Here is a 20,517-nt window from a genome sequence, read left to right on the forward strand (position 1 = left end):
CTGAGCCAGGATCAAACTCTCCGTAGATGAATTCAACCCACAGCTGAGAACCAAGAGTTGGCACTCTCGATATCAATCAACCAAAGGAATCCCCGACCCGATCACCGAAGCAACCAGGCCAAAAGGGGGTTTAACTATATGGCACTGACTTTCAGCACGCTGTTGAGTTCTCAAGGAGCGGACGCGCACGAAACCCGACCGAATCTCTTCGGCCATCGTTCGCGGCGGCTTGTCCTACGTTACGCCGTGCACGGCTCGCTGTCACACCCGGGGGTCTGACCTCGCGGCTCCCGGCTCTTTCGACCCGGTCTCGCTCGGCGCAAAGAGAAAGTTACGTGGCCGAGCGGGGCTCGTCAAACCGCGGATGGCCGGGAGGTGGCCGTTCCGCCTCCCGTGGGACGGGTTCCACGACGAACCCGCAGGTCAGCGAGGTGCGTCGGTCGCCGGAATGCGAGCCAGGTCACGTGTCGCTGGGGCGTCCGGACGCCCCAGCGGCCCCCTCCGCACCGCACGACGGCCCTCACAGCCCCAGCAGGGACTCGATCCCGACGGTCAGACCGGGGCGCTTGCCCACCTCGCGCACGGCGAGGAGGACGCCGGGCATGAAGGACGCCCGGTCGTAGGAGTCGTGCCGCAGGGTCAGCGTCTCCCCCGCAGCGCCCATCAGTACCTCCTGGTGCGCGACGAGCCCGGCGAGCCGGACCGCGTGCACCGGCACCCCCTCGACGTCGGCACCGCGTGCCCCGGGCAGGGAGTCGGACTCCCGGGTCGCGTCCGGCGCCGTCGGCACACCGGCCGCCCGCCGGGCGGCCGCCACCAGCCGGGCGGTGCGGGCCGCCGTGCCCGAGGGCGCGTCGACCTTGTTCGGGTGGTGCAGCTCGACGATCTCCACGGACGGGAAGAAGCGGGCCGCCTCCTGGGCGAAGCGCATGAGCAGCACCGCACCGATCCCGAAGTTGGGTGCGATCAGCACCCCGAGGTCGGGCTTGGGCTCGAGCCACTCGGCGATCGTGGCCAGACGCTGCTCGTCGAAGCCCGTCGTCCCGACGACGCAGTGGATGTTCTGGTCGATGCAGAAGCGGATGTTGTCCATCACCGAGTCGGGGCGGGTGAAGTCGACGACCACCTGGGCCCCGGCGTCGGCGACGTTGAACAGCCAGTCCCGCTCGTCGACCATCGCGACGAGCTCGAGGTCCTCGGCGGCGTCGACCGCCCGGCAGACCTCGGTGCCCATCCGGCCCCGGGCGCCGAGCACCCCGACCGAGACCAGCGGGCTCTCACCGGAGGTGGGGGGTGGGGACTGGACGTCGGGGGCCGGCGGAGTGCTCATCCCGCGATGCTCACCAACGCGGGCGCCGCACGCAAGGCGGCGCCCCACCCACCGGCACGGTCAGGTCGATCGGGGGGCCCGGTACCGGGCGACGACGTCCCAGACCAGGAGCCCGAGGACCACCCCGGCGACGTCGGCGACGAGGTCGGCGACCGACGTCGACCGGTTGAGCACGGGCAGGGACTGCAGCAGCTCGCTGACCGCCGCGTAGCCCACCAGCAGGACGGCGAGCAACCCCCGGCGGACGCCGGCCCACCGGCCACTGGCCGCGAGCACCGCGAACAGCAGCACGTGCACGACCTTGTCCACCCCCGGCGGGGCGGACGGCACGTCGGAGGCCGGGGCGAACAGCACCGCCAGGGAGGCCAGCGCGACGACGGCGAAGACGCCGTGCGCCAGCGCACCGTGCTCGGCGAGCAGCCGGGTGGAGCGGTTGGTCATCCGGCGGGTCAGGCGGCGAGCAGCCGGTCGAGGTCGCGTTCCCGGTAGGGGCCGACGACGGCCAGGCAGGTCGGCCGGGTGAACAGATCGGCGGCCACGGCGCGCACCTGGTCCTCCTGCACGGCGTCCAGCCGGTCCAGCACGGTGCGCACCGGCAGGTACTCCCCGTAGGACAGTTCGCTCTTGCCCAGCCGGCTCATCCGCGAGCCGGTGTCCTCCAGCCCCAGCACGAGCCCGCCCTTGAGCTGACCGCGCGCCCGGACGACCTCCTCGGTGGTCAGGCCGGTGGCCGCGACCTCCGCGAGCCCCGCCCGGATCAGCCGGAGCACCTCGGGGACCCGCTTGGGCGAGCAGCCGGCGTACACGGAGAAGCTCCCGGCACCGGCGTAGTGGGTCAGCGAGGAGCCCACGCTGTACACCAGGCCCCGCTTCTCCCGGATCTCCTGGAACAGCCGCGAGCTCATGCCGCCACCCACCGCCGCGTCCAGCACGGCGCCGGCATAGCGGCGTTCGTCCAGCCGCCCCATCCCGAGGCTGCCCAGCAGCAGGTGCGTCTGCTCGGTGCGCCGGTGGATCAGCCCGGCGGGTCGGGCCGGCCCGGCCAGGTCGACGTCGGACCCCAGCCGCAGCGGGTCCGGCCGCGCTCCCCCGGTCAACCGGTCACCGAAGGCGGCCGTGACCAGATCGACGACCTGCTGGTGGTCGACGCGACCGGCCGCCGAGACGACGATCGAGGGGACGGCGTAGCGGTCGCGGTACCAGCCGTCGACGTCCTCCCGGCTCAGGGACTCGATCGACTCCACGGTGCCGAGCACCGACCGCCCCAACGGGGTGTCCCCGAACAGCGTCTCGGCGTACAGGTCGTGCACCGCGTCGGCGGGCTCGTCGTCGCGCATGGCGATCTCCTCGAGCACCACCGTGCGCTCGGACTCCAGGTCCGGGGCGGTGTTGAGCGCCTCGGTGACCAGGTCACCGAGGAGCGTGACGGCCAGCGGGAGGTCGCTGGCGAGCACGTTCGCGTAGTAGCAGGTGTGCTCCTTGGCGGTGAAGGCATTCATCTCACCGCCGACGGCGTCCATGGCCGTGGCGATCTCCAGCGCCGTCCGGCTCCGGGTGCCCTTGAACAGCAGGTGCTCGAGGAAGTGCGAGGAGCCACCCAGCGCCGGGCTCTCGTCCCGGGAGCCGACGCCCACCCAGATGCCCAGCGTGGCCGACAGCACCCCCGGCATCGTCTCGGTCAGCACCCGCAGCCCACCCGCCAGCTCGGTGCGCTCGACCCGGCCGCCGACCTCGTCGACGTCCAGGACCTGGGTCACGCCGACCCGGGCACCACCGGCCGGGGCCGGGACGGACGCCGCAGCGCCCGCCCCGGCCCCGGTCAGGTCGGTACTCGTGTTCACGCCTCCGCGGGAGCGGCGGTCTCGTCGGCCGGGGCCGCGTCGCCGGCAGCGCCGGCGTCGCCCTCGGCGACCGGCACCAGGCTGATCTTGCCGCGGGCGTCAATGTCGGTGATCTCCACCTGGAGCTTGTCACCGACGTTCGCGACGTCCTCGACCTTGGCGATCCGCTTGCCGCCACCGAGCTTGCTGATGTGCACCAGACCGTCGCGGCCCGGCAGCAGCGAGACGAACGCGCCGAAGGCGGTCGTCTTCACCACGGTGCCGAGGAACCGCTCCCCGACCTTGGGCAGCGTCGGGTTGGCGATCGCGTTGATCCGGTCGACCGCGGCCTGGGCCGAGGGGCCGTCGGAGGCGCCGACGTAGATCGTGCCGTCGTCCTCGATCGTGATGTCGGCGCCGGTCTCGTCCTGGATCGCGTTGATCATCTGCCCCTTCGGGCCGATGACCGCGCCGATCTTGTCGACCGGGATGCGCACCGTGGTGACCCGGGGGGCGTACGGGCTCATCTCGTCGGGGCCGTCGATCGCCTCGAGCATCACGTCGAGGATGTGCAGCCGGGCCGCGCGGGCCTGGGTCAGCGCACCGGCGAGCACGTCGGAGGGGATGCCGTCGAGCTTCGTGTCCAGCTGGAGGGCCGTGACGAAGTCCTTGGTGCCGGCGACCTTGAAGTCCATGTCACCGAACGCGTCCTCGGCACCGAGGATGTCGGTCAGCGCGACGTACTCGGTCTTGCCGTCGACCTCGTCGGAGACCAGGCCCATGGCGATGCCGGCCACCGGCGCCTTCAGCGGCACTCCGGCGTTGAGCAGGGCCAGCGTCGAGGCGCAGACCGAGCCCATCGAGGTGGAGCCGTTGGAGCCGAGCGCCTCGGAGACCTGGCGGATCGCGTAGGGGAACTCCTCGCGGTCCGGCAGCACCGGCAGCAGCGCCCGCTCGGCCAGCGCGCCGTGCCCGATCTCGCGGCGCTTGGGCGAGCCCACCCGGCCGGTCTCACCGGTGGAGTAGGGCGGGAAGTTGTAGTTGTGCATGTAGCGCTTGCGGGTGATCGGGTTCAGCGTGTCCAGCTGCTGCTCCATGCGGAGCATGTTCAGCGTGGTGACGCCCATGATCTGGGTCTCGCCGCGCTCGAACAGCGCCGACCCGTGCACCCGCGGCAGCACCTCGACCTCGGCCGACAGCGGCCGGATGTCGGTCAGGCCACGGCCGTCGATGCGGATCTTGTCGCGCAGGATGCGCTGCCGGACGACCTTCTTGGTCACGGCGCGGAAGGCCCCGGAGATCTCCTTCTCCCGGCCCTCGAACTGGCCGGCCAGCGCGGCCTTGACCTCGTCCTTGAGCGCGTCGGTGGCCTCCTCGCGCTCCTGCTTGCCGGCGATGGCCTGGGCCGCGGCGAGCTTCTCGGCGGCCTGGGCCTCGACGGCGGCGTACACGTCGTCCTGGTAGTCCAGGAAGCGGGGGAAGTGCGCCTCGGGCTTGGCGGCCTTGCCGGCCAGCTCGGACTGCGCCTGGCACAGCGCCTTGATGAACGGCTTGGCGGCCTCGAGGCCCTGGGCCACGACCTCCTCGGTGGGGGCGGTGGCCCCACCGGCGACCAGCTCGACCGTCTTCTCGGTGGCCTCGGCCTCGACCATCATGATCGCGACGTCACCGTCGGGCAGGACCCGGCCGGCCACGACCATGTCGAAGACGGCGTCCTCGAGCTCGGCGTGGGTCGGGAAACCGACCCACTGGCCGTTGATGAGCGCCACCCGGGTGCCGCCGATCGGGCCGGAGAACGGCAGGCCGGAGAGCTGGGTGGAGGCCGACGCACCGTTGATGGCCAGCACGTCGTACAGGTGGTCGGGGTCCAGCGACAGCACCGTGATGACGACCTGGACCTCGTTGCGCAGGCCCTTGGCGAAGGTCGGGCGCAGCGGCCGGTCGATCAGCCGGCAGGTGAGGATGGCGTCCTCGGACGGGCGCCCCTCGCGGCGGAAGAACGAGCCGGGGATCTTGCCGATCGAGTACATGCGCTCTTCGACGTCCACCGTGAGCGGGAAGAAGTCGAACTGCTCCTTCGGCTGACGGCCGGCGGTGGTGGCCGACAGCAGCGTGGTGTCGCCCATGGTGGCGACGACGGAGCCGGCGGCCTGCTTGGCGAGGCGACCGGTCTCGAAGGTGACGGTGCGGGAGCCGAGGGCTCCGTTGTCGATCACCGCAGTGGCGGTGAAGACGCCGTCCTCGGCGTCGAAGGTGGTGGTGTCGGTGCTGGGTGCGGACATCGTGTCCTCTTCCTACGTCGCATACGGCGACGTCCTCTTCGCGGCGGTCTGCGCCGACGGCGTCCGGGGCGACCGGTCTTCGATCGAAGCCCTCGGGGGCGCTGGTGCGGGGTCCTTCGTTCAGGCTCGCTGCGTCCCGGGGGCCACTACCGAGGACCGGCCCACGCGGGGCGGGGCGGCGGGTCGGCCGGTGGGCCCGTGCGGCGGGTGCCGCACGAGTGAGGGGACCGTCCGGCGTACCGGAGCGGTCCCCTCGGTGGTGCTAGCGGCGCAGGCCGAGCCGCTCGATGAGCGAGCGGTACCGGTTGATGTCGGTCTTCGCCAGGTAGTTCAGCAGCCGCCGGCGGCGGCCGACCAGCAGGAGCAGGCCCCGCCGGCTGTGGTGGTCGTGCTTGTGCATCTTGAGGTGCTCGGTCAGGTCGCTGATCCGTCGGGTCAGCATCGCGACCTGCACCTCGGGGGAACCGGTGTCGTTGTCGACCGTGGCGTACTCGGTCATGATCTGCTTCTTCGTCGCGCTCTCGAGCGCCATGGTGCCTCCAGGGCAGGTCACGTGTGGCCCCCGGTCTGTGTCACGGGGGCAGCATGCACACACGTCGGTCGCCCGACGTCAGGGCCAAGGTTACACGGCCGCGCCAGGGCCCCATCGCGAGGAGTGGGGCCCGGAGGCCCCCGCGATTGCCTCCACCCGGGCAGGGGACGGCACGTGGCCGCCGTGCGGCCCGGAGGGTCGCGATGTCAGAGCCCGAGCACCACGCGGGTCCGGGCCACGTCGTCGGCCATCGCCGCGAGCAGTTCCGGGACGCCGGGGAAGCCGGTCATCGGGCGCAGCCGCTCGGCGAACTCCACCCCGACGTGCTCGCCGTAGAGATCGCCGTCGAAGTCGAGCAGGTGGGCCTCGACCGTCCGGCGGGCCCCGGCGAACGTCGGGTTGGAGCCCACCGAGATCGCCGCCGGGTGGCGGGCGCCGCTGGCCCCGGTCTGGTGGTCGCGCAGCACCAGGTGCCCGGCGTAGACGCCGTCGGCCGGGACGGCGGTGTGCGCCGGGCTCTCCACGTTGGCCGTCGGGTAGCCCAGCTCCCGGCCCCGCCGGTCCCCGCGCACGACGATCCCGTCGACCCGGTGCGGACGCCCGAGCGCCAGGGCGGCCGAGGTCATGTCGCCGGCGGACACGCAGGCGCGGATGTAGGTCGAGGAGATCGTGACGTCGCCGCCCCCGGCCGGGTCGGGCGCCTGCGCGACGCTGGCCAGGTCGACGCCCTCGACGCTGAAGCCGAACCGGCGGCCGTCGGCGGTGAGCGTCTCCAGCGTGCCGGCGGCCTTGTGGCCGTAGCTGAAGTTGCGGCCGACGACGACCCGCGCGGCGTGCAGGTGCTCGACCAGCACGGTGTGGGTGAACTCCCCGGGACCGAGCCGGCTGAACTCCTGGGTGAACGGGAGCACGCACATGGCGTCCACGCCGAGGGCGGCGACCAGCTCGGCCTTGCGGTCGGCCGAGGTGAGGATCGCCGGGTGCGACCCGGGGCGGACCACCTCCGACGGGTGCGGGTCGAAGGTGAGCAGCAGCGCCGGCCGGCCCATCGCGCGGGCCCGGGCCACCGCGGTACCGATCAGCTGCTGGTGCCCCCGGTGCACGCCGTCGTACATGCCGATGGTGACCACCGTGCGCCCCAGGTCACCGGGCGTGGCGTCCAGCCCCCGCCAGCGAAGCACGCCGCTCCCCCGTACCGGCCGGCTCAGGAGGCGGCGGCGACGCGGTGCAGCCAGCCGTGGGCGTCGGCCACCCGGCCGTGCTGGACGTCGAGCAGGTGCTCGCGCAGCCGCATGGTCAGCGGGCCGGGCTCGCCGTCGCCGACGACGAAGTCACCGGTGCGTGCCTTGACCGAGCCGACCGGGGTGATCACCGCGGCCGTGCCGCAGGCGAAGGTCTCGGTGACCGAACCGTCGGCGACCCCGGCCCGCCACTCCTCCACGCTGAACTTCCGCTCGGTCACGGTGTGCCCCAGCTCGCGGGCGACGGTGATCAGCGAGTCGCGGGTGATGCCGGGCAGCAGCGTGCCGGTGAGCTCGGGGGTGACCAGCTCGGCGTCGTCGCCGGAGCCGAGGACGAAGAACAGGTTCATCCCGCCCATCTCCTCGACGTACTTCTTCTCCACCGCGTCCAGCCAGACGACCTGGTCGCAGCCGGCGGCGATGGCCTGCTCCTGGGCCAGCAGGCTGGCCGCGTAGTTGCCGGCGCACTTGACGTCGCCGGTGCCCCCGGGAGCGGCGCGAATGTAGTCCTCGGAGAGGTAGACCGAGACCGGGTGCACGCCGCGCGGGAAGTAGGCGCCGGCCGGGCTGGCGATGACCACGAAGAGGTACTCGTGCGCCGGCCGGACGCCCAGGAAGGGCTCGACGGCGAGCTGGTACGGGCGCAGGTACAGCGTCTGGTCGGGGCCGGTGGGCACCCACTCGCGGTCGACGTCGACCAGCGCGTCGACGGCGGTGAGGAAGGCGTCCTCGGGAACCGGTGGCATGGCCAGCCGGCGGGCGCCGCGGGCGAAGCGGGCGGCGTTGGCCTCCGGGCGGAAGGTGGCCACGCTGCCGTCGGGCTGGGCGTAGGCCTTGAGCCCCTCGAAGATCGACTGGGCGTAGTGCAGCGCGGCGGCGCTGGGGTCCAGCTGCAGCGGCGCGTACGCGGTGAGCCGCGCGTCGACCCAGCCCTCACCGGCCCGGTACCGGGCCACGAACATCGAGTCGGTGAAGTGCCGGCCGAAGCCGGGGTCGGCCAGCACGGCGGCGCGTTCGACGGTGGGCCGGCGCGGCACGTCCTCCACGACCAGCGGCACGCCGTCGGTGAAGACCCGAGCGGAGGTACGGCTGTCGGCGAGCGTGTCGGTCATGGCTCCCACCTGCTGGTGCTCGTGCTGGCGCGGTGCCCGGCGGGTGCCGGGCCGCCCCGTCACCCTAGCCCGCACCCGCCGTGCGGCCAGCGGAGCCGGGGCGGCCCACCCCTCCGACGGGGAGACTCAGCTCTTCTCGCCGTGCGGACCCGAGGACTGGACGACCTCGTAGCTCCACAGGTGGTTCTTCGACCGCTCCGCGGCCGGGGCGAGGGTGTCGCCGCCGCCGCCGTGGGCGCGGTCGAAGTCCTGGCTGGACTGCCAGGCCTGGTAGGCCTCCTCGGTGGTCCACCGGGTGTAGACGAGGTAGGCATCGGTGCCCTCGACGGGGCGCAGCAGCTCGAACCACTCGAAGCCCTCGGTGGTCTCCACGGCGCCGGCCCGGCCCCGGAACCGCTCCTCGAACCGCTCGCGCTTGTCCTCCGGCATGGTCACCACGTTGATCTTCACGACGCTCATGCCCCGCATCCTGCCCGTCCGGCGGGGAACCGACACGCCGAGTGCGCCAGACTGCCGCCGTGGACCAGCAGCCGCGCACCACCGACCTCGGGTTCGCCCGCCTGGACCCGGACCGGGCCGCCCGGACCGGCACCCCCGAGGTGGTCTACGCCGCCGGCAAGACCCCGGCGGAGACGGTCGGCTGCCTGGCCGGGCTGCTGGCCGCCGGCGCCGGTGCGGGGGCGGAGCCGTTCGCCTGGGCGACCCGGGTCGACGAGGCCACCGCCGACGCCGTCCGGGCCCGCTGGCCCGCGGCGCACGTGGACCCGGTGGGCCGGGTGGCGTGGGTCGGCACACCGCCCGAGCCGGTGGGTGAGGTGCTCGTGCTGACCGCCGGGACGTCGGACGGGCCGGTGGCCGCCGAGGTCGCCGCGACCCTCACCGCCAGCGGCGTGGGCTGCCGCCGGGTGGACGACGTCGGGGTGGCCGGGGTGCACCGGGTGCTCGCCGTGGCCCCGGACCTCGCCGCCGCCGACGCCGTGGTGGTGGCGGCCGGGATGGACGGCGCGCTGCCCAGCGTCGTCGCCGGGCTGACCGACCGGCTGGTGGTGGCGGTGCCGACGTCGGTGGGCTACGGCGCCGCGTTCGAGGGGCTCGCGGCGCTGCTGACCATGCTCACCGCCTGCGCGCCGGGTGTGCTGGTGGTCAACATCGACAACGGCTTCGGCGCCGGGGTCGCGGCCGCGCGGATCGCCCGGTCAGCTCACCGGTAGCGCACCGGGTCCGGCAGCAGCTCGTTCATCGACCCGGAGCGGAAGCCCCGCGGGTCCAGCTCCACCCGGTCGAAGCCGGTCACCGCGGCCAGCAGGTGCGGCCCGACGTCCGGGAGCAGCGCGGCGTCGACCTCCACCCGCGCCACGTCGTCCCCCAGGTCCCGCACCCGCACGTCCCGCACGGCCAGCCCGGCCCCGGTCAGCGCCGCGCGCAGCGCCGCCTCGGCGTGCTCGACCCGCGCCAGGCCGGCCGCCGAGACGGGCACCCCGTAGGCGATCCGGCTGGCCAGGCAGGCCGCGGCCGGCTTCTCCGCCAACGGGAGACCCCACCGGCGGGCGGTGGCCCGGACGTCGTCCTTGGTCATCCCGGCCCGGGCCAGCGGCGCCCACGCGCCGCGCTCGGCGGCGGCCCGGATGCCCGGCCGGAACCCGGCCCGCAGGTCGTCGGCGTTGGTGCCGGTGACCACGTCGGCGATCCCCAGCCCGGCGGCCAGCGGGGTGAGCACCTCGACCAGCTCGGTCTTGCAGAACGCGCACCGGTCGCCGGCGTTGGCCACGTAGCCGGGGCGGGACAGCTCGTCGGTGCGCGGCTGCAGGTGCCGTACGCCCAGGCCGACGGCGAACGCCGCCGCGCCGGCCCGCTCGGCGGCGGGCAGGCTGGCGGAGACCGCGGTGGCGGCCACCACCCGGTCGGCGCCGAGGGCGCGGACGGCGGCGGCGAGCACCACCCCGGAGTCGACGCCGCCGGAGAAGGCCACCAGCACCCCGGGCAGCTCCGCCAGCGAGGTGTCCAGCGCGGCCAGCCGTTCGTCGAGTCCGGTCACACCCCGGAGGGTGTCATCCGGCTCCGCCCGGCGGGAAGCCGACCGCGACCCGGGCGACCGGCCCGGCGTCCTCGACCAGCGCGACGAGCCGGCCGTCGGGGGCGATCGCCGCGTGCAGGCCGGGCGTGCCGGTGGCGGGCACGCGCTGGCCGTACCCCAGGGCGACCGCCTCCTCGGGCGTGAGCTCCCGGGCCGGGAACACCGCGCGGGCGGCGTCGGCCAGCGGGAGCACCCCCGGGCCGCTCCCCGGCTCGCTGAGGGCGCCCGCGGCTTCCTCGACCGGCCGGGCCTGCCCGGTGTCGAACGGCCCGGAGGAGGTGCGGCGCAGCGCGGTGAGGTGCCCCCCGACGCCGAGGGCGGCGCCGACGTCCCGGGCGATCGCCCGGATGTAGGTGCCGGTGCTGCAGGAGACGGTCACCTCGACGTCGACCAGGTCCGGCGTCGGCCGGGTCACCCGGTGGACGTCGAGGGCGTGCACGGTCACCGACCGGGCGGGGAGCTCGACCTCCTCGCCGGCGCGCACCCGGTCGTAGGAGCGTCGCCCGTCGACCTTGACCGCGCTGACCGAGGAGGGCACCTGCTGCAGCGGCCCGACCTGGCCGGCGAGCGCGGCCCGCACGGCGTCCTCGGTCAGGCCCGCGGCCGACGTGGTGGCGGTGACCTCGCCCTCGCGGTCGTCGGTCACCGTCGACTGGCCCAGCCGCAGCGTGGCCGCGTAGACCTTGTCGGACCCGGCCAGGTGGCCCAACAGCCGGGTGGCGGCGCCGACGCCGAGCACGAGCAGCCCGGTGGCCATCGGGTCGAGGGTGCCGGCGTGGCCGACCTTGCGCACCGACAGCACCCGGCGGGCGCGGGCCACGACGTCGTGGGAGGTCATGCCACCGGGCTTGTCGACCAGCAGCAGGGACGGCGGGACGTCGGCGTCGGGCTTCTTGGGACTCATCCGACCTCCTCGCTGGCGCTCGTCGGCCGGCTTCGCCGGACTGCTGTGCTCATCGGTTCGCTCGCACGCTCGCTCACGTCCTCACCGTCTCACCCAGCCACGCGCTGCCCCGGACCCGCCGGCCGACCGCCACCAGCCGCAGCACGATGAACAGGGTCAGGCCGGTCCACACGCCGATGAGCCCCCAGTCCAGCCAGCCGGAGAGCAACGACAGCGGCACGAAGCCCAGCAGGGCCGAGGCCACGGTCACCGTGCGCAGCCAGGCGACGTCGCCGGCACCCATGAGCACCCCGTCGAGGGCGAAGGCGGCACCCGCCAGCGGCTGCATCAACGCCAGGAACCACCAGACGACGTCGGTCTGGGCGAGCACCGCGGGGTCGTCGGTGAACAGCGGCGGGAGCACCGGCCGCAGCGCCAGCAGCAGGCCCGCGGCCACCACGCCCGTGCCGGCCCCCCACACCACGACGCGGGTGGCCGTCCGGCGGGCGTCGACCGGGCGACCGCCGCCCAGCGCCTGCCCGACCAGGGTCTGCGCGGCGATGGCGTAGGCGTCCAGCACCAGGGCGAGGAACAGCCACAGCTGCAGGGCGATCTGGTGGGCGCCCAGCTGCGCGGTGCTCGCCCGGGCCACCACGGCGGCCGCGGCGGCGAACGCCAGCTGCAGCACCGCCGCCCGCACCAGCAGGTCGCGGCCGAGCACCAGCTGTGCCCGCAGCGCCGACGGCCGGGGGCGCCAGTCGATCGCCTGCCGGGCCAGCTCCCGGGCCAGCGACCAGGCGAACAGCGACGCGGCCACGGCCTGCCCGGTCACGTTCGCCACCGCGGAGCCGACCAGGCCCCACCCGGCCGCGTGCACCAGGAGCGGGCAGAGCAGCAGGCTGACCAGGCTGCCGACCAGCACGTAGCCCATCGGCCGGCGGAGCTCCTGCACACCGCGCAGCCAGCCGTTGCCGGCCAGCGCGATCAGCAGCAGCGGCAGGCCCGCGCTGGCCACCCGCAGCCACTGCTCACCGGCCGCGGCCACCGGCCCGGCACCGCCGGCCATCAGCCGGGTCAGCGGGCCGGCCACGAACTGGAACAGCACGGCCACGCCGACCCCCAGGCCCACGGCCAGCCAGGTGGCCTGCACCCCCTCGGCGACCGCGCCGGCCCGGTCACCGGCGCCGGCGCGGCGCGCGGCGCGGGCGGTGGTGCCGTAGGCCAGGAAGTTCAGCAGACCGGCAGCGACCGCCAGGATGCCGCCGCCGACGGCCAGCCCGCCCAGGGCGAGGGTGCCCAGGTTGCCGACGACGGCGGTGTCGACCAGCAGGTAGAGCGGTTCGGCGGCGAGCACCACCAGCGCGGGTGCCGCCAGCGACGGGATGCTCCGAGCAGCCGGGAGCGAGCCGGCCCCGGTCATGCCCGGTCGAGCTCCGCGCGGAGCTGGGCGAGCGTGCCCTCGAGGTCCAGCGCGGAGGTGTAGCCGGCGGCCGCGCGGTGCCCGCCACCCCCCAGGGCGATCGCCACCCGGGACACGTCGGTGGCGCCGCGGGAGCGCATCGAGACCACCCAGGCGCCGTCGTCGTGCCCCTTGAGCACGCAGGCGACGTCGGCCTCGGCGGTGGCCCGGACGACGTCGACCAGCGCTTCGAGCTGGTCGGCGGCCAGCCCGTGCCCGAGCGCCTCCGCCGCGGTGGCCCAGGTCCACACCAGCCCGGCGCCGACCTCGGTCTCCAGCCGGGCGCGGCCGGCGACCTGGGACAGCAGCCCCAGCCAGCCGAAGGGCGCGGTGTCGAACAGCCGCCGGCTGATGGCGGCGTGGTCGATGCCGGTCCGCAGCAGCCGGGCGGCCAGCTCGTGGGTGCCGGGAGCGGTGTTGCCGAACCGGAAGGACCCGGTGTCGGCCGCGAGCCCGGCGTAGAGGCAGGCGGCCAGCTCCTGGTCCAGCGCGACGTCCAGGCCGTCGAGGAGCTCGGCCACCAGGGCGACGGTGGCCGCGGCGTGCGGATCGACCAGCCGGACCTCGCCGAAGCCCGGGTTGCTGGCGTGGTGGTCGACCACGACGGACCGGCCGGCGGACGCCAGCAGCGGGGCGAGCTCGCCCAGCCGACCGGGAGAGGCGGCGTCCAGGCTGACGAAGACGTCGACCTCGGCCGGCACGGTCGCCGGGTCGACCAGCTCGTCGGCGCCGGGCAGCCACGCGAGCGAGGCGGGCAGGGTGAACGGCGCGGGGAAGGTGGCGACGACCCGGGCACCCCGACGGCGCAGCCCCTCGGCCAGGGCCAGGGTGCTCCCGAGCGCATCGGCGTCGGGTTGCACGTGCCCGGAGAGCACGACCGTCGCGCCCCCGTCCGCCGCCTCCGCGAGCACCTGGACCGCGGCCGCCACGGGGGCGGAGACGGTGGTGGTCACGGGGTGCCGTCGGGCCCCGGGTCGGCGTGCGGCGGTTGCTGCGGCTCGGCGGAGACGTCCCCGCCGCCCACCGGGTAGGTGCTGCCGTCATCGGGTTCGTCGGCCGCGATGCTCGGCACCTCCCCGATGTCGCCGCGCTTGCCGCCGGCGGTGGGGTCGCCGGTGGCCGGCTCCTCCCGCCCGCCCAGGGTCACCCGTCGCTCGTCCGGGCCCTCGGGGTCGATCGGGTCCGTGCTCTCGGTCACGAGGCGCTCCGCGGGGTGGCCGGCGCGTCGGCCGGGTCGGTGAGCTCGGTGGTGTCGTCGTCACCGTCCTCGTCGTCGACGGCGTCCTCGTCGACGGCGGGACGGCGGTACGGGTCGGCCTCGCCGGCGTACTGCGCGCCTTCGCGGGCGCGGGCCAGCTCGGCGTCGGCCTGCCGCACGCGCTCGAGGGCCTCCTCGAGCTCGCGGGCGGTGTCCGGGACGATGTCGGCCACGAAGGTCAGCGTCGGCACGAACTTGATGCCGGTCTGCTTGCCCACCGTGGACCGCAGGACACCGGTGGCGCTGGCGAGCGCCCGGGCGGAGTCCTCGATCGCCTGGGCGTCGCCGTAGACGGTGTAGAAGATCGTCGCCTCGCGCAGGTCGCTGGTCACCCGGGAGTCGGTGAGGGTGACCATCCCCAGGCGCGGGTCCTTGATCTGCGTCTCGATGGTGGCGGAGACGATCTGACGGATGCGCACCGCCAGCCGGCGGGCGCGGGCCGGGTCGGCCATCGGTCCTCCTCGGAACGGCCAGGAGAGTCCTGGGTGAGCATGGAAGGCCCCGTCGCAGGGGTCCGGCGCGAGCGTGCGAGCGATGGGGGGGCGACGGGGTCCTTAATCGGTGTCGCTGTGCAGCTGCCGGTGCGTCGACAGCAGCGTCACCTCCGGGCGCTCGGCCAGCAACCGCTCGCAGGCGTCGAGCACGTCGGTCACCTGCCCGGCCTCGCCGGCGACGCTGGCCACCCCGATCTGCGCCCGGCGGTGCAGGTCCTGGTCGCCCACCTCGGCGGCTGCCACGGCGAACCGCCGGCGCAGCTCGGCCACGATCGGCCGGACGACGGCGCGCTTGCCCTTCAGCGAGTGGACGTCACCGAGCAACAGGTCGGCGGTGAGCGTGCCCGTGAAGATGAGGACCCTCCTGCCCCCCGCCACTCGCAGGATCGCGGTGGGCCCCTGCAGGAGAGCCGGGTGGCTCTCCTGCAGGGGCATGTCACCTGTCTTACGCGCGCGGCTTCTCGCGCAGCTCGAAGGTCTCGATCACGTCCTCGGGCTTGATGTCGTTGAACGACCCCAGCCCGATACCGCACTCGTAGCCCTCGCGGACCTCGGTCGCGTCGTCCTTGAAGCGGCGCAGCGAGTCGACCGACAGGTTGTCGGCGACCACGGCACCGTCGCGGATGAGGCGCGCCTTGGAGTTGCGCACGATCGTCCCGCTGCGGACCAGCGAACCGGCCACGTTGCCGATCCTCGGGACCCGGAAGACCTCGCGGACCTCCGCGGTGCCCAGCTGGACCTCTTCGTACTCGGGCTTGAGCATGCCCTTGAGCGCGGCCTCGATCTCCTCGATGGCCTGGTAGATGACCGTGTAGTACCGGACGTCCACGCCCTCGCGGTTGGCGAGCTCGGTGGCCTGCCCCTCGGCCCGGACGTTGAAGCCCAGGACGATGACGTCGTCGGCCAGCGCCAGGTCGATGTCGCTCTTGGTGATCCCACCGACGCCGCGGTGGATGACCCGCAGCGAGATGTCGTCGCTCACCTCGATCTTCATCAGCGCCTCTTCGAGCGCCTCGACGGTGCCCGAGTTGTCGCCCTTGATGATCAGGTTGAGCTGACGGGTCTCCTTGAGCGCCGCGTCGAGGTCCTCCAGGCTGATCCGCTTCCGCATGGACGCGTTCTGCGCGTTGCGGATGCGGGCCTGACGGCGGTCGGCGATCTGCCGGGCGATCCGGTCCTCCTCGACGACGAGGAAGGTGTCACCGGCGCGCGGCACGGAGGTCAGGCCGACGACCTGGACCGGACGGGCCGGCAGGGCCTCCTTGAGCTTGTTGCCGTGCTCGTCGAGCAGCGACCGGACGCGACCGTAGGCGTCGCCGGCCACGATCGAGTCGCCCTGGCGCAGGATGCCGCGCTGGACCAGCACCGTGGCGACGGGGCCACGGCCCTTGTCCAGCTTGCCCTCGATGACCACACCCTGGGGGTCCTGGCCCACGTTGGCCCGCAGGTCCAGGGAGGCGTCCGCGGTCAGCAGGATCGAGGTCAGCAGGTCGTCGAGGCCCTGGCGGGTGGTCGCGGAGACGTCGACGAACATCGTGTCGCCGCCGTACTCCTCGGCCACCAGCCCGTACTCGGTGAGCTGCTGACGGATCTTGGCGGGGTTGGCCCCCTCCTTGTCGATCTTGTTGACCGCGACCACGATCGGCACCTCGGCGGCCTGGGCGTGGTTGAGCGCCTCGACCGTCTGCGGCATGACGCCGTCGTCGGCGGCCACGACCAGCACGACGATGTCGGTGACCTTCGCGCCTCGGGCACGCATCGCGGTGAACGACTCGTGACCCGGGGTGTCGATGAAGGTGACCGGACGCTCGTTGCCCTCGAGCTCGGTGACGATCTGGTAGGCGCCGATGTGCTGGGTGATGCCACCGGCCTCCTTGCCCGCCACGTTGGCGTGCCGGAGCGCGTCCAGGAGCTTGGTCTTCCCGTGGTCGACGTGACCCATGACGGTGACGACCGGCGGACGGATGTCCCAGTCGTCCTCGTCGTCGCTCTCCTCGTCACCGAAGGTGAGGTCGAAGGTGTCGAGGAGCTCGCGGTCCTCGTCCTCGGGGCTGACGACCTGGATGACCCAGCCGATCTCGGCACCGAGCAGCTGCAACGTGTCGTCGTTGACCGACTGCGTCGCAGTGATCATCTCGCCCAGGTGGAACAGGGCGGTGACCAGCGCGGCCGGCTCGGCGTTGATCCGCTCGGCCAGGTCGGTCAGCGAGGCGCCACGGGGCAGCCGTACGGTCTGCCCGTTGCCACGGGGCAGCGAGACGCCGCCCATGCTCGGCGCCGCCATGGAGTCGAACTCCTGACGCCGCTGCTTCTTGCTCTTGCGCCCACGGACCGGACCGCGACCACCGGGACGCCCGAAGGCACCCGCGGTACCCGCACCCGAGCCGCCGCGACCACGACCGCGGCCACCGCCACCCGGGCGGAAGCCACCGCCGGCCGGAGCGCCACCGGGCGCGCCGCCGCCACCGGGACGGAAACCGCCACCGCCGCCGGGACCACCCGGGCGGCCACGGCCACCGGGGGCACCGGGACGACCGCCACCGGCCGGGCGCGGCGGCATCATGCCGGGGCTCGGACGCTGCGGCATCATGCCCGGGTTGGGACGGGGCCCACCCGGACCGGCGGAAGGACGGGGCCCACCCGGACCGGCCGAGGGACGGGGCCCACCCTGACCGGCCGAGGGACGGGGCCCACCCGGACCGGCCGAGGGACGGGGCCCACCCGGGCCCGCGGAGGGACGGGGCCCGCTCTGGCCGGGAGCGGGACGGGGCCCACCCTGACCGGGAGCGCCACCGGGCGCGGGACGACCCGGGGCAGCGGGCCGCGGCGCGCTGCTGAACGGGTTGTTGCCCGGACGCGGCGCCGGCCGCGGGCCGGGACGCGGTCCGGCACCTGCCGGACGGGGAGCGCCGGGGGCGGCGCCGCCGCCGGCACCGGGGCGCGCCGCGGGACCGGGGCGGGGCCCCGACTGCGGAGCGGCCGGGGGCTGCTGGGGCGGAGCGCTCGCCGCGGCGGGGGCCGGAGCGGGCGCGGGAGCCGGGGTCGCGGCCGGAGCCGGAGCGGCGGGGCGGGGACCCGGCCGCGGGCCGGGGCCGGCCGGACGCGGACCGGTGGCTGCCGGACCGGGCGTGGCGGGAGCCGCCGGCGCCGGGGGTGCGGAGGCCGCCGGAGCCTGCACCTGCGGCGCGGGAGCCGGAGCTGCCGGAGCCGGAGCTGCGGGAGCGGGGGCTGCCGGAGCCGCGGGGGCACTGGCCTCCGGTGCGCTCGGCGCGGTCGGTCGCGGCGCCGGGGCGGGCGGACGCGGACCGGGACGGGGGGCGGAGCTGCTGCGGCTGTCGCCGGAGCCACCCCCGGGGAACGCCTCACGCAGCCGTCGGGCCACGGGGGCCTCGACGGTGGACGAGGCGGACTTCACGAACTCGCCCTGCTCCTTGAGCTTGGCGAGCACTGCCTTGCTGTCGACGCCGAGCTCTTTCGCGAGCTCGTGTACGCGGGCCTTGCCTGGCACGGGTCTCCTCTGGTGAGGCCGGCGGCGGGCCCGCTCGACCTCGGTCTTAGTGGTGCATGGTCATCGTGGCGACTTCACGGGTTGCTCATCCGAGGGGTCGTCCTGTTCGAGTTGTGGACCGGCCGGGTGCCGGTCCGACGGTGTCCCGCCCGGGGCCGGTCGCCCGGTGGTCCGGGCGACGTGGCTCTCGAGCGGACCGGTCTCCAGCGGTGCGCTGCTGCGCAGCGCGCGCGGGAAGGCCCGGCGCCGCACTGCTGCGTGCAGGCACTCCTCGGTGGGATGCAGGGACGCACCCCGGCCGGGGAGCCGCCGCCGCGGGTCGGGGGTGAGACCCCCGTCACGGACGACGACACGCAACAGCTCGGTGACCGGAGCGCGTCGCCGGCACCCCACACAGGTGCGGACCGGGATCGACGTGTCGGCCATCGAGCAGTCTAGCGCGCTGCGCGTCCCGGATGTTCCGCGCGTCGCACCGGCGGTCGGAGACCACCCTGCGGAGCGCGGCCCCCGGGGCGCTGCTCGGCCGGGGCGGGACGCAGCGGCGCGCGGCCGACGCCGGGCGACGCCGGCCCGTCGTCGACGGGCTGGGCGTCGCTGCGGATGTCGATCCGGCACCCGGTCAGCCGTGCGGCGAGGCGGGCGTTCTGCCCCTCCTTGCCGATCGCCAGGGACAGCTGGTAGTCGGGGACGACGACCTGCACGGCCCGCGCCTTGGGGTCGACGACGCGGGCGCTGGAGACGCGGGCCGGGGAGAGCGCGGAGGCGACGAAGGTGGCGTCGTCGTCCGACCAGTCGACGATGTCGATCTTCTCGCCGTTGAGCTCGCTCATCACGTTGCGCACCCGCTGGCCCATCGGGCCGATGCAGGCGCCCTTCGCGTTCAGCCCGGGCACCGACGTACGGACGGCGATCTTGGTGCGGTGCCCGGCCTCCCGGGCCACCGCGAGGATCTCGACGCTGCCGTCGGCGACCTCGGGTGCCTCCAGCGAGAACAGCTTGCGGACCAGGTTCGGGTGGCTGCGCGAGACGGTCACCTGCGGACCGCGGAAGCTGCGGGCCACCGAGACGACGTACGCCTTCAGCCGGCTGCCGTGGACGTAGCGCTCCCCCGGCACCTGCTCGGCCGCCGGCAGCGTGGCCTCGACCTTGCCGATGTCGACCATGACGACGCCGCTGGCGTTGCGCCGCTGGTCGGCCTGGACGATGCCGCTGACGATGTCGCCCTCCCGGCCGGCGTACTCGCCGAAGGTCTGCTCGTGCTCGGCGTCGCGCAGCCGCTGCATGATGACCTGCTTGGCGGTGCTGGCCGCGATCCGTCCGAAGTCACCGGGGGTGTCGTCCCACTCGTGGACGACCTCGCCGTCGGGCCCCAGCTCCTGGGCGAGCACGGCCACCTCACCGCTCTTGCGGTCCACCTGCACGCGCACGTGCTTCGCGGCGCCGTCGGCGTGCCGGTACGCGGTGACCAGGGCGCTCTCGATCGCCTCCAGCACCGTGTCGGCCGGGATGCCCTTCTCCCGCTCGACCGCCTTGAGGGCGGTCACGTCGATGTTCACTTGCTGCCTCCTCGTCGCGGCCGGTCGTCCCGCGGCGCGCGGCGCGGGGCCGGTCGCCCGGTCCGTCCGCTCGCGTCGGCCGCGGGAGCGCCGGCCGGGTCCTGCTCGTGGTCCACCGGGTCGTCGTCCCCGGTGCCGGGGTACGCGCCCTCGTGCTGGTCGTCCTCGTCGTCGTCCTCGTCGTCGCCCTCGTCGTCGGCGCCGTCGTCCTCGCCGTCGTCCTCGCCGTCGTCCTCGCCGTCGTCCTCGCCGGTCGACTCGTCGACCAGGCCGGCGTCGCGGTGCCCGGAGGGGCGGGCGAACTCGATCTGCACCCGCGCCTCGCCGAGCTCGGCCCAGGCGACCGTCCGCTCCCCCGCCGCCTTGCGGACCTGGCCCTTCTTGGCCCCGCCCTTCTGCACCTCGAGCACCACACCCGCGTCGGTGACCCGCAGCACCCGCGCCGCCAGCTGCTCCCGGGATCCGTCCGGGCCCACGGCCACGTCGACCAGCCGGCCGACGTTCCGCCGCCAGTGCCGGGGAGCGGTCAGCGGCCGGTCGACGCCGGGGCTGGTGACCTCCAGCACGTAGGGCGCGCTGCCGAACGCCTCGTCCTCACCGTCGAGCACCTCCGACAGGGCACGGCTGAGCTCGGCGACGTCGTCGAGGCTCACGCCGGCGTCCCGGTCGATGACGACCCGGACCACCGAGCGCTGCCCGGCCGGGCGGACGACCAGCTCCTCCAGGTCGTAGCCGGCGGCGCTGACGACCGGCTCGACCGACGCGGCGAGCTCAGCGGTCGCCCGGTCGTTGGTACGGGCACCTCGGGTGGACACCGGCTGCCTCCTGTCGTCCGTGCGTGCTCGGGTGGTGCGGGCGTCGGGTGGTCGTGCGGGGCGGCGTCACCTCGCGGACCGGGAAACCGGCGCGCGGCGCGGGTGCGGGCGCGTGGGGGGTGAACCGTCAGGCTACCGCCCGCTGGCCGATGT

The 20,517-nt window shown here is 74.5% G+C and carries 20 protein-coding genes and 1 pseudogene; 1 reads left to right on the top strand and 20 read right to left on the bottom strand.

The features are described 5' to 3' along the window. Window positions 1–520: 520 nt before the first annotated feature. The 8 genes from dapB to ACI79U_RS07515 all read right to left on the bottom strand — a co-directional run bounded on the left by dapB (window position 521) and on the right by ACI79U_RS07515 (window position 8,776). A complete protein-coding gene (gene dapB / locus ACI79U_RS07480; protein WP_457066269.1) occupies window positions 521–1,330 on the bottom strand; it encodes a 4-hydroxy-tetrahydrodipicolinate reductase in 810 nt (269 codons plus the stop codon). Between the two features lie 60 nt (window positions 1,331–1,390). Next, complete coding sequence (locus tag ACI79U_RS07485) at window positions 1,391–1,771, bottom strand: VanZ family protein (protein WP_457066271.1); 381 nt, start codon at window positions 1,769–1,771, stop codon at window positions 1,391–1,393. An 8-nt stretch (window positions 1,772–1,779) separates the two neighbouring features. Further along, window positions 1,780–3,087, bottom strand: coding sequence for a M16 family metallopeptidase (locus ACI79U_RS07490; protein ID WP_457072619.1), 1,308 nt, complete (start codon window positions 3,085–3,087; stop codon window positions 1,780–1,782). Window positions 3,088–3,167: 80 nt separating this feature from the next. Further along, window positions 3,168–5,432 (bottom strand): polyribonucleotide nucleotidyltransferase, encoded by a 2,265-nt coding sequence (locus tag ACI79U_RS07495; protein WP_457066275.1) that lies wholly within the window; start codon window positions 5,430–5,432, stop codon window positions 3,168–3,170. A gap of 262 nt (window positions 5,433–5,694) precedes the next feature. After that, entirely contained in the window at window positions 5,695–5,964 is a 270-nt protein-coding gene (gene rpsO, locus ACI79U_RS07500; protein ID WP_457066277.1) for a 30S ribosomal protein S15, read from the bottom strand. 206 nt (window positions 5,965–6,170) lie between these two features. Then, window positions 6,171–7,145 carry a bifunctional riboflavin kinase/FAD synthetase gene (locus tag ACI79U_RS07505; protein ID WP_457066279.1) on the bottom strand — a complete coding sequence of 325 codons (975 nt, stop codon included), beginning with the start codon at window positions 7,143–7,145 and terminating at the stop codon, window positions 6,171–6,173. A 23-nt stretch (window positions 7,146–7,168) separates the two neighbouring features. Beyond that, on the bottom strand, window positions 7,169–8,317 hold the full coding sequence (locus ACI79U_RS07510; RefSeq protein ID WP_457066281.1) for a branched-chain amino acid aminotransferase: 1,149 nt from the start codon (window positions 8,315–8,317) through the stop codon (window positions 7,169–7,171). 126 nt (window positions 8,318–8,443) lie between these two features. Beyond that, window positions 8,444–8,776, bottom strand: a complete 333-nt coding sequence (locus tag ACI79U_RS07515; protein WP_457066283.1) for an antibiotic biosynthesis monooxygenase family protein — start codon at window positions 8,774–8,776, stop codon at window positions 8,444–8,446. A 59-nt stretch (window positions 8,777–8,835) separates the two neighbouring features. Between ACI79U_RS07515 and larB the strand changes: the two genes are divergently transcribed. Further along, window positions 8,836–9,528, top strand: a complete 693-nt coding sequence (gene larB, locus ACI79U_RS07520; protein ID WP_457066285.1) for a nickel pincer cofactor biosynthesis protein LarB — start codon at window positions 8,836–8,838, stop codon at window positions 9,526–9,528. Here larB and ACI79U_RS07525 read toward each other — a convergent pair. The 12 genes and pseudogenes from ACI79U_RS07525 to rimP all read right to left on the bottom strand — a co-directional run bounded on the left by ACI79U_RS07525 (window position 9,519) and on the right by rimP (window position 20,364). Continuing rightward, window positions 9,519–10,352: an ATP-dependent sacrificial sulfur transferase LarE gene (locus ACI79U_RS07525; protein WP_457066287.1), complete on the bottom strand. Its 834-nt coding sequence runs from the start codon at window positions 10,350–10,352 to the stop codon at window positions 9,519–9,521. The two genes, larB and ACI79U_RS07525, sit on opposite strands and share 10 nt — an antisense overlap. A gap of 13 nt (window positions 10,353–10,365) precedes the next feature. Continuing rightward, window positions 10,366–11,295, bottom strand: a complete 930-nt coding sequence (truB, locus tag ACI79U_RS07530) for a tRNA pseudouridine(55) synthase TruB (protein WP_457066289.1) — start codon at window positions 11,293–11,295, stop codon at window positions 10,366–10,368. A 73-nt stretch (window positions 11,296–11,368) separates the two neighbouring features. Next, the gene (locus tag ACI79U_RS07535) at window positions 11,369–12,694 is read right to left on the bottom strand and encodes an MATE family efflux transporter (RefSeq protein WP_457066291.1); all 1,326 of its coding nucleotides are present in this window, start codon (window positions 12,692–12,694) and stop codon (window positions 11,369–11,371) included. Then, on the bottom strand, window positions 12,691–13,686 hold the full coding sequence (locus tag ACI79U_RS07540) for a DHH family phosphoesterase (protein WP_457066293.1): 996 nt from the start codon (window positions 13,684–13,686) through the stop codon (window positions 12,691–12,693). Before ACI79U_RS07540 ends, ACI79U_RS07535 begins: the two co-directional genes overlap by 4 nt. Beyond that, on the bottom strand, window positions 13,683–13,931 hold the full coding sequence (locus ACI79U_RS07545) for a hypothetical protein (RefSeq protein WP_457066295.1): 249 nt from the start codon (window positions 13,929–13,931) through the stop codon (window positions 13,683–13,685). The genes ACI79U_RS07540 and ACI79U_RS07545 overlap by 4 nt, the downstream gene beginning before the upstream one ends. Continuing rightward, window positions 13,928–14,443, bottom strand: coding sequence for a 30S ribosome-binding factor RbfA (gene rbfA / locus ACI79U_RS07550; RefSeq protein ID WP_457066297.1), 516 nt, complete (start codon window positions 14,441–14,443; stop codon window positions 13,928–13,930). Before rbfA ends, ACI79U_RS07545 begins: the two co-directional genes overlap by 4 nt. Before the next feature lie 102 nt (window positions 14,444–14,545). Then, on the bottom strand, window positions 14,546–14,920 hold the full coding sequence (locus ACI79U_RS07555) for a DUF503 domain-containing protein (RefSeq protein ID WP_457066299.1): 375 nt from the start codon (window positions 14,918–14,920) through the stop codon (window positions 14,546–14,548). A gap of 10 nt (window positions 14,921–14,930) precedes the next feature. Beyond that, window positions 14,931–16,769, bottom strand: coding sequence for a translation initiation factor IF-2 (gene infB, locus ACI79U_RS07560; RefSeq protein WP_457066538.1), 1,839 nt, complete (start codon window positions 16,767–16,769; stop codon window positions 14,931–14,933). A 1,083-nt stretch (window positions 16,770–17,852) separates the two neighbouring features. Then, window positions 17,853–17,993: pseudogene (locus tag ACI79U_RS07565) on the bottom strand (translation initiation factor IF-2 N-terminal domain-containing protein); the annotation flags it as partial. A gap of 60 nt (window positions 17,994–18,053) precedes the next feature. Beyond that, entirely contained in the window at window positions 18,054–18,419 is a 366-nt protein-coding gene (locus ACI79U_RS07570; protein ID WP_457066301.1) for a YlxR family protein, read from the bottom strand. A gap of 8 nt (window positions 18,420–18,427) precedes the next feature. Beyond that, a complete protein-coding gene (gene nusA / locus ACI79U_RS07575) occupies window positions 18,428–19,549 on the bottom strand; it encodes a transcription termination factor NusA (protein ID WP_457066303.1) in 1,122 nt (373 codons plus the stop codon). Then, entirely contained in the window at window positions 19,546–20,364 is an 819-nt protein-coding gene (gene rimP / locus ACI79U_RS07580) for a ribosome maturation factor RimP (protein ID WP_457066305.1), read from the bottom strand. Before rimP ends, nusA begins: the two co-directional genes overlap by 4 nt. Window positions 20,365–20,517: the final 153 nt, after the last annotated feature.

The organism is Modestobacter sp. SYSU DS0904, from assembly GCF_054051115.1.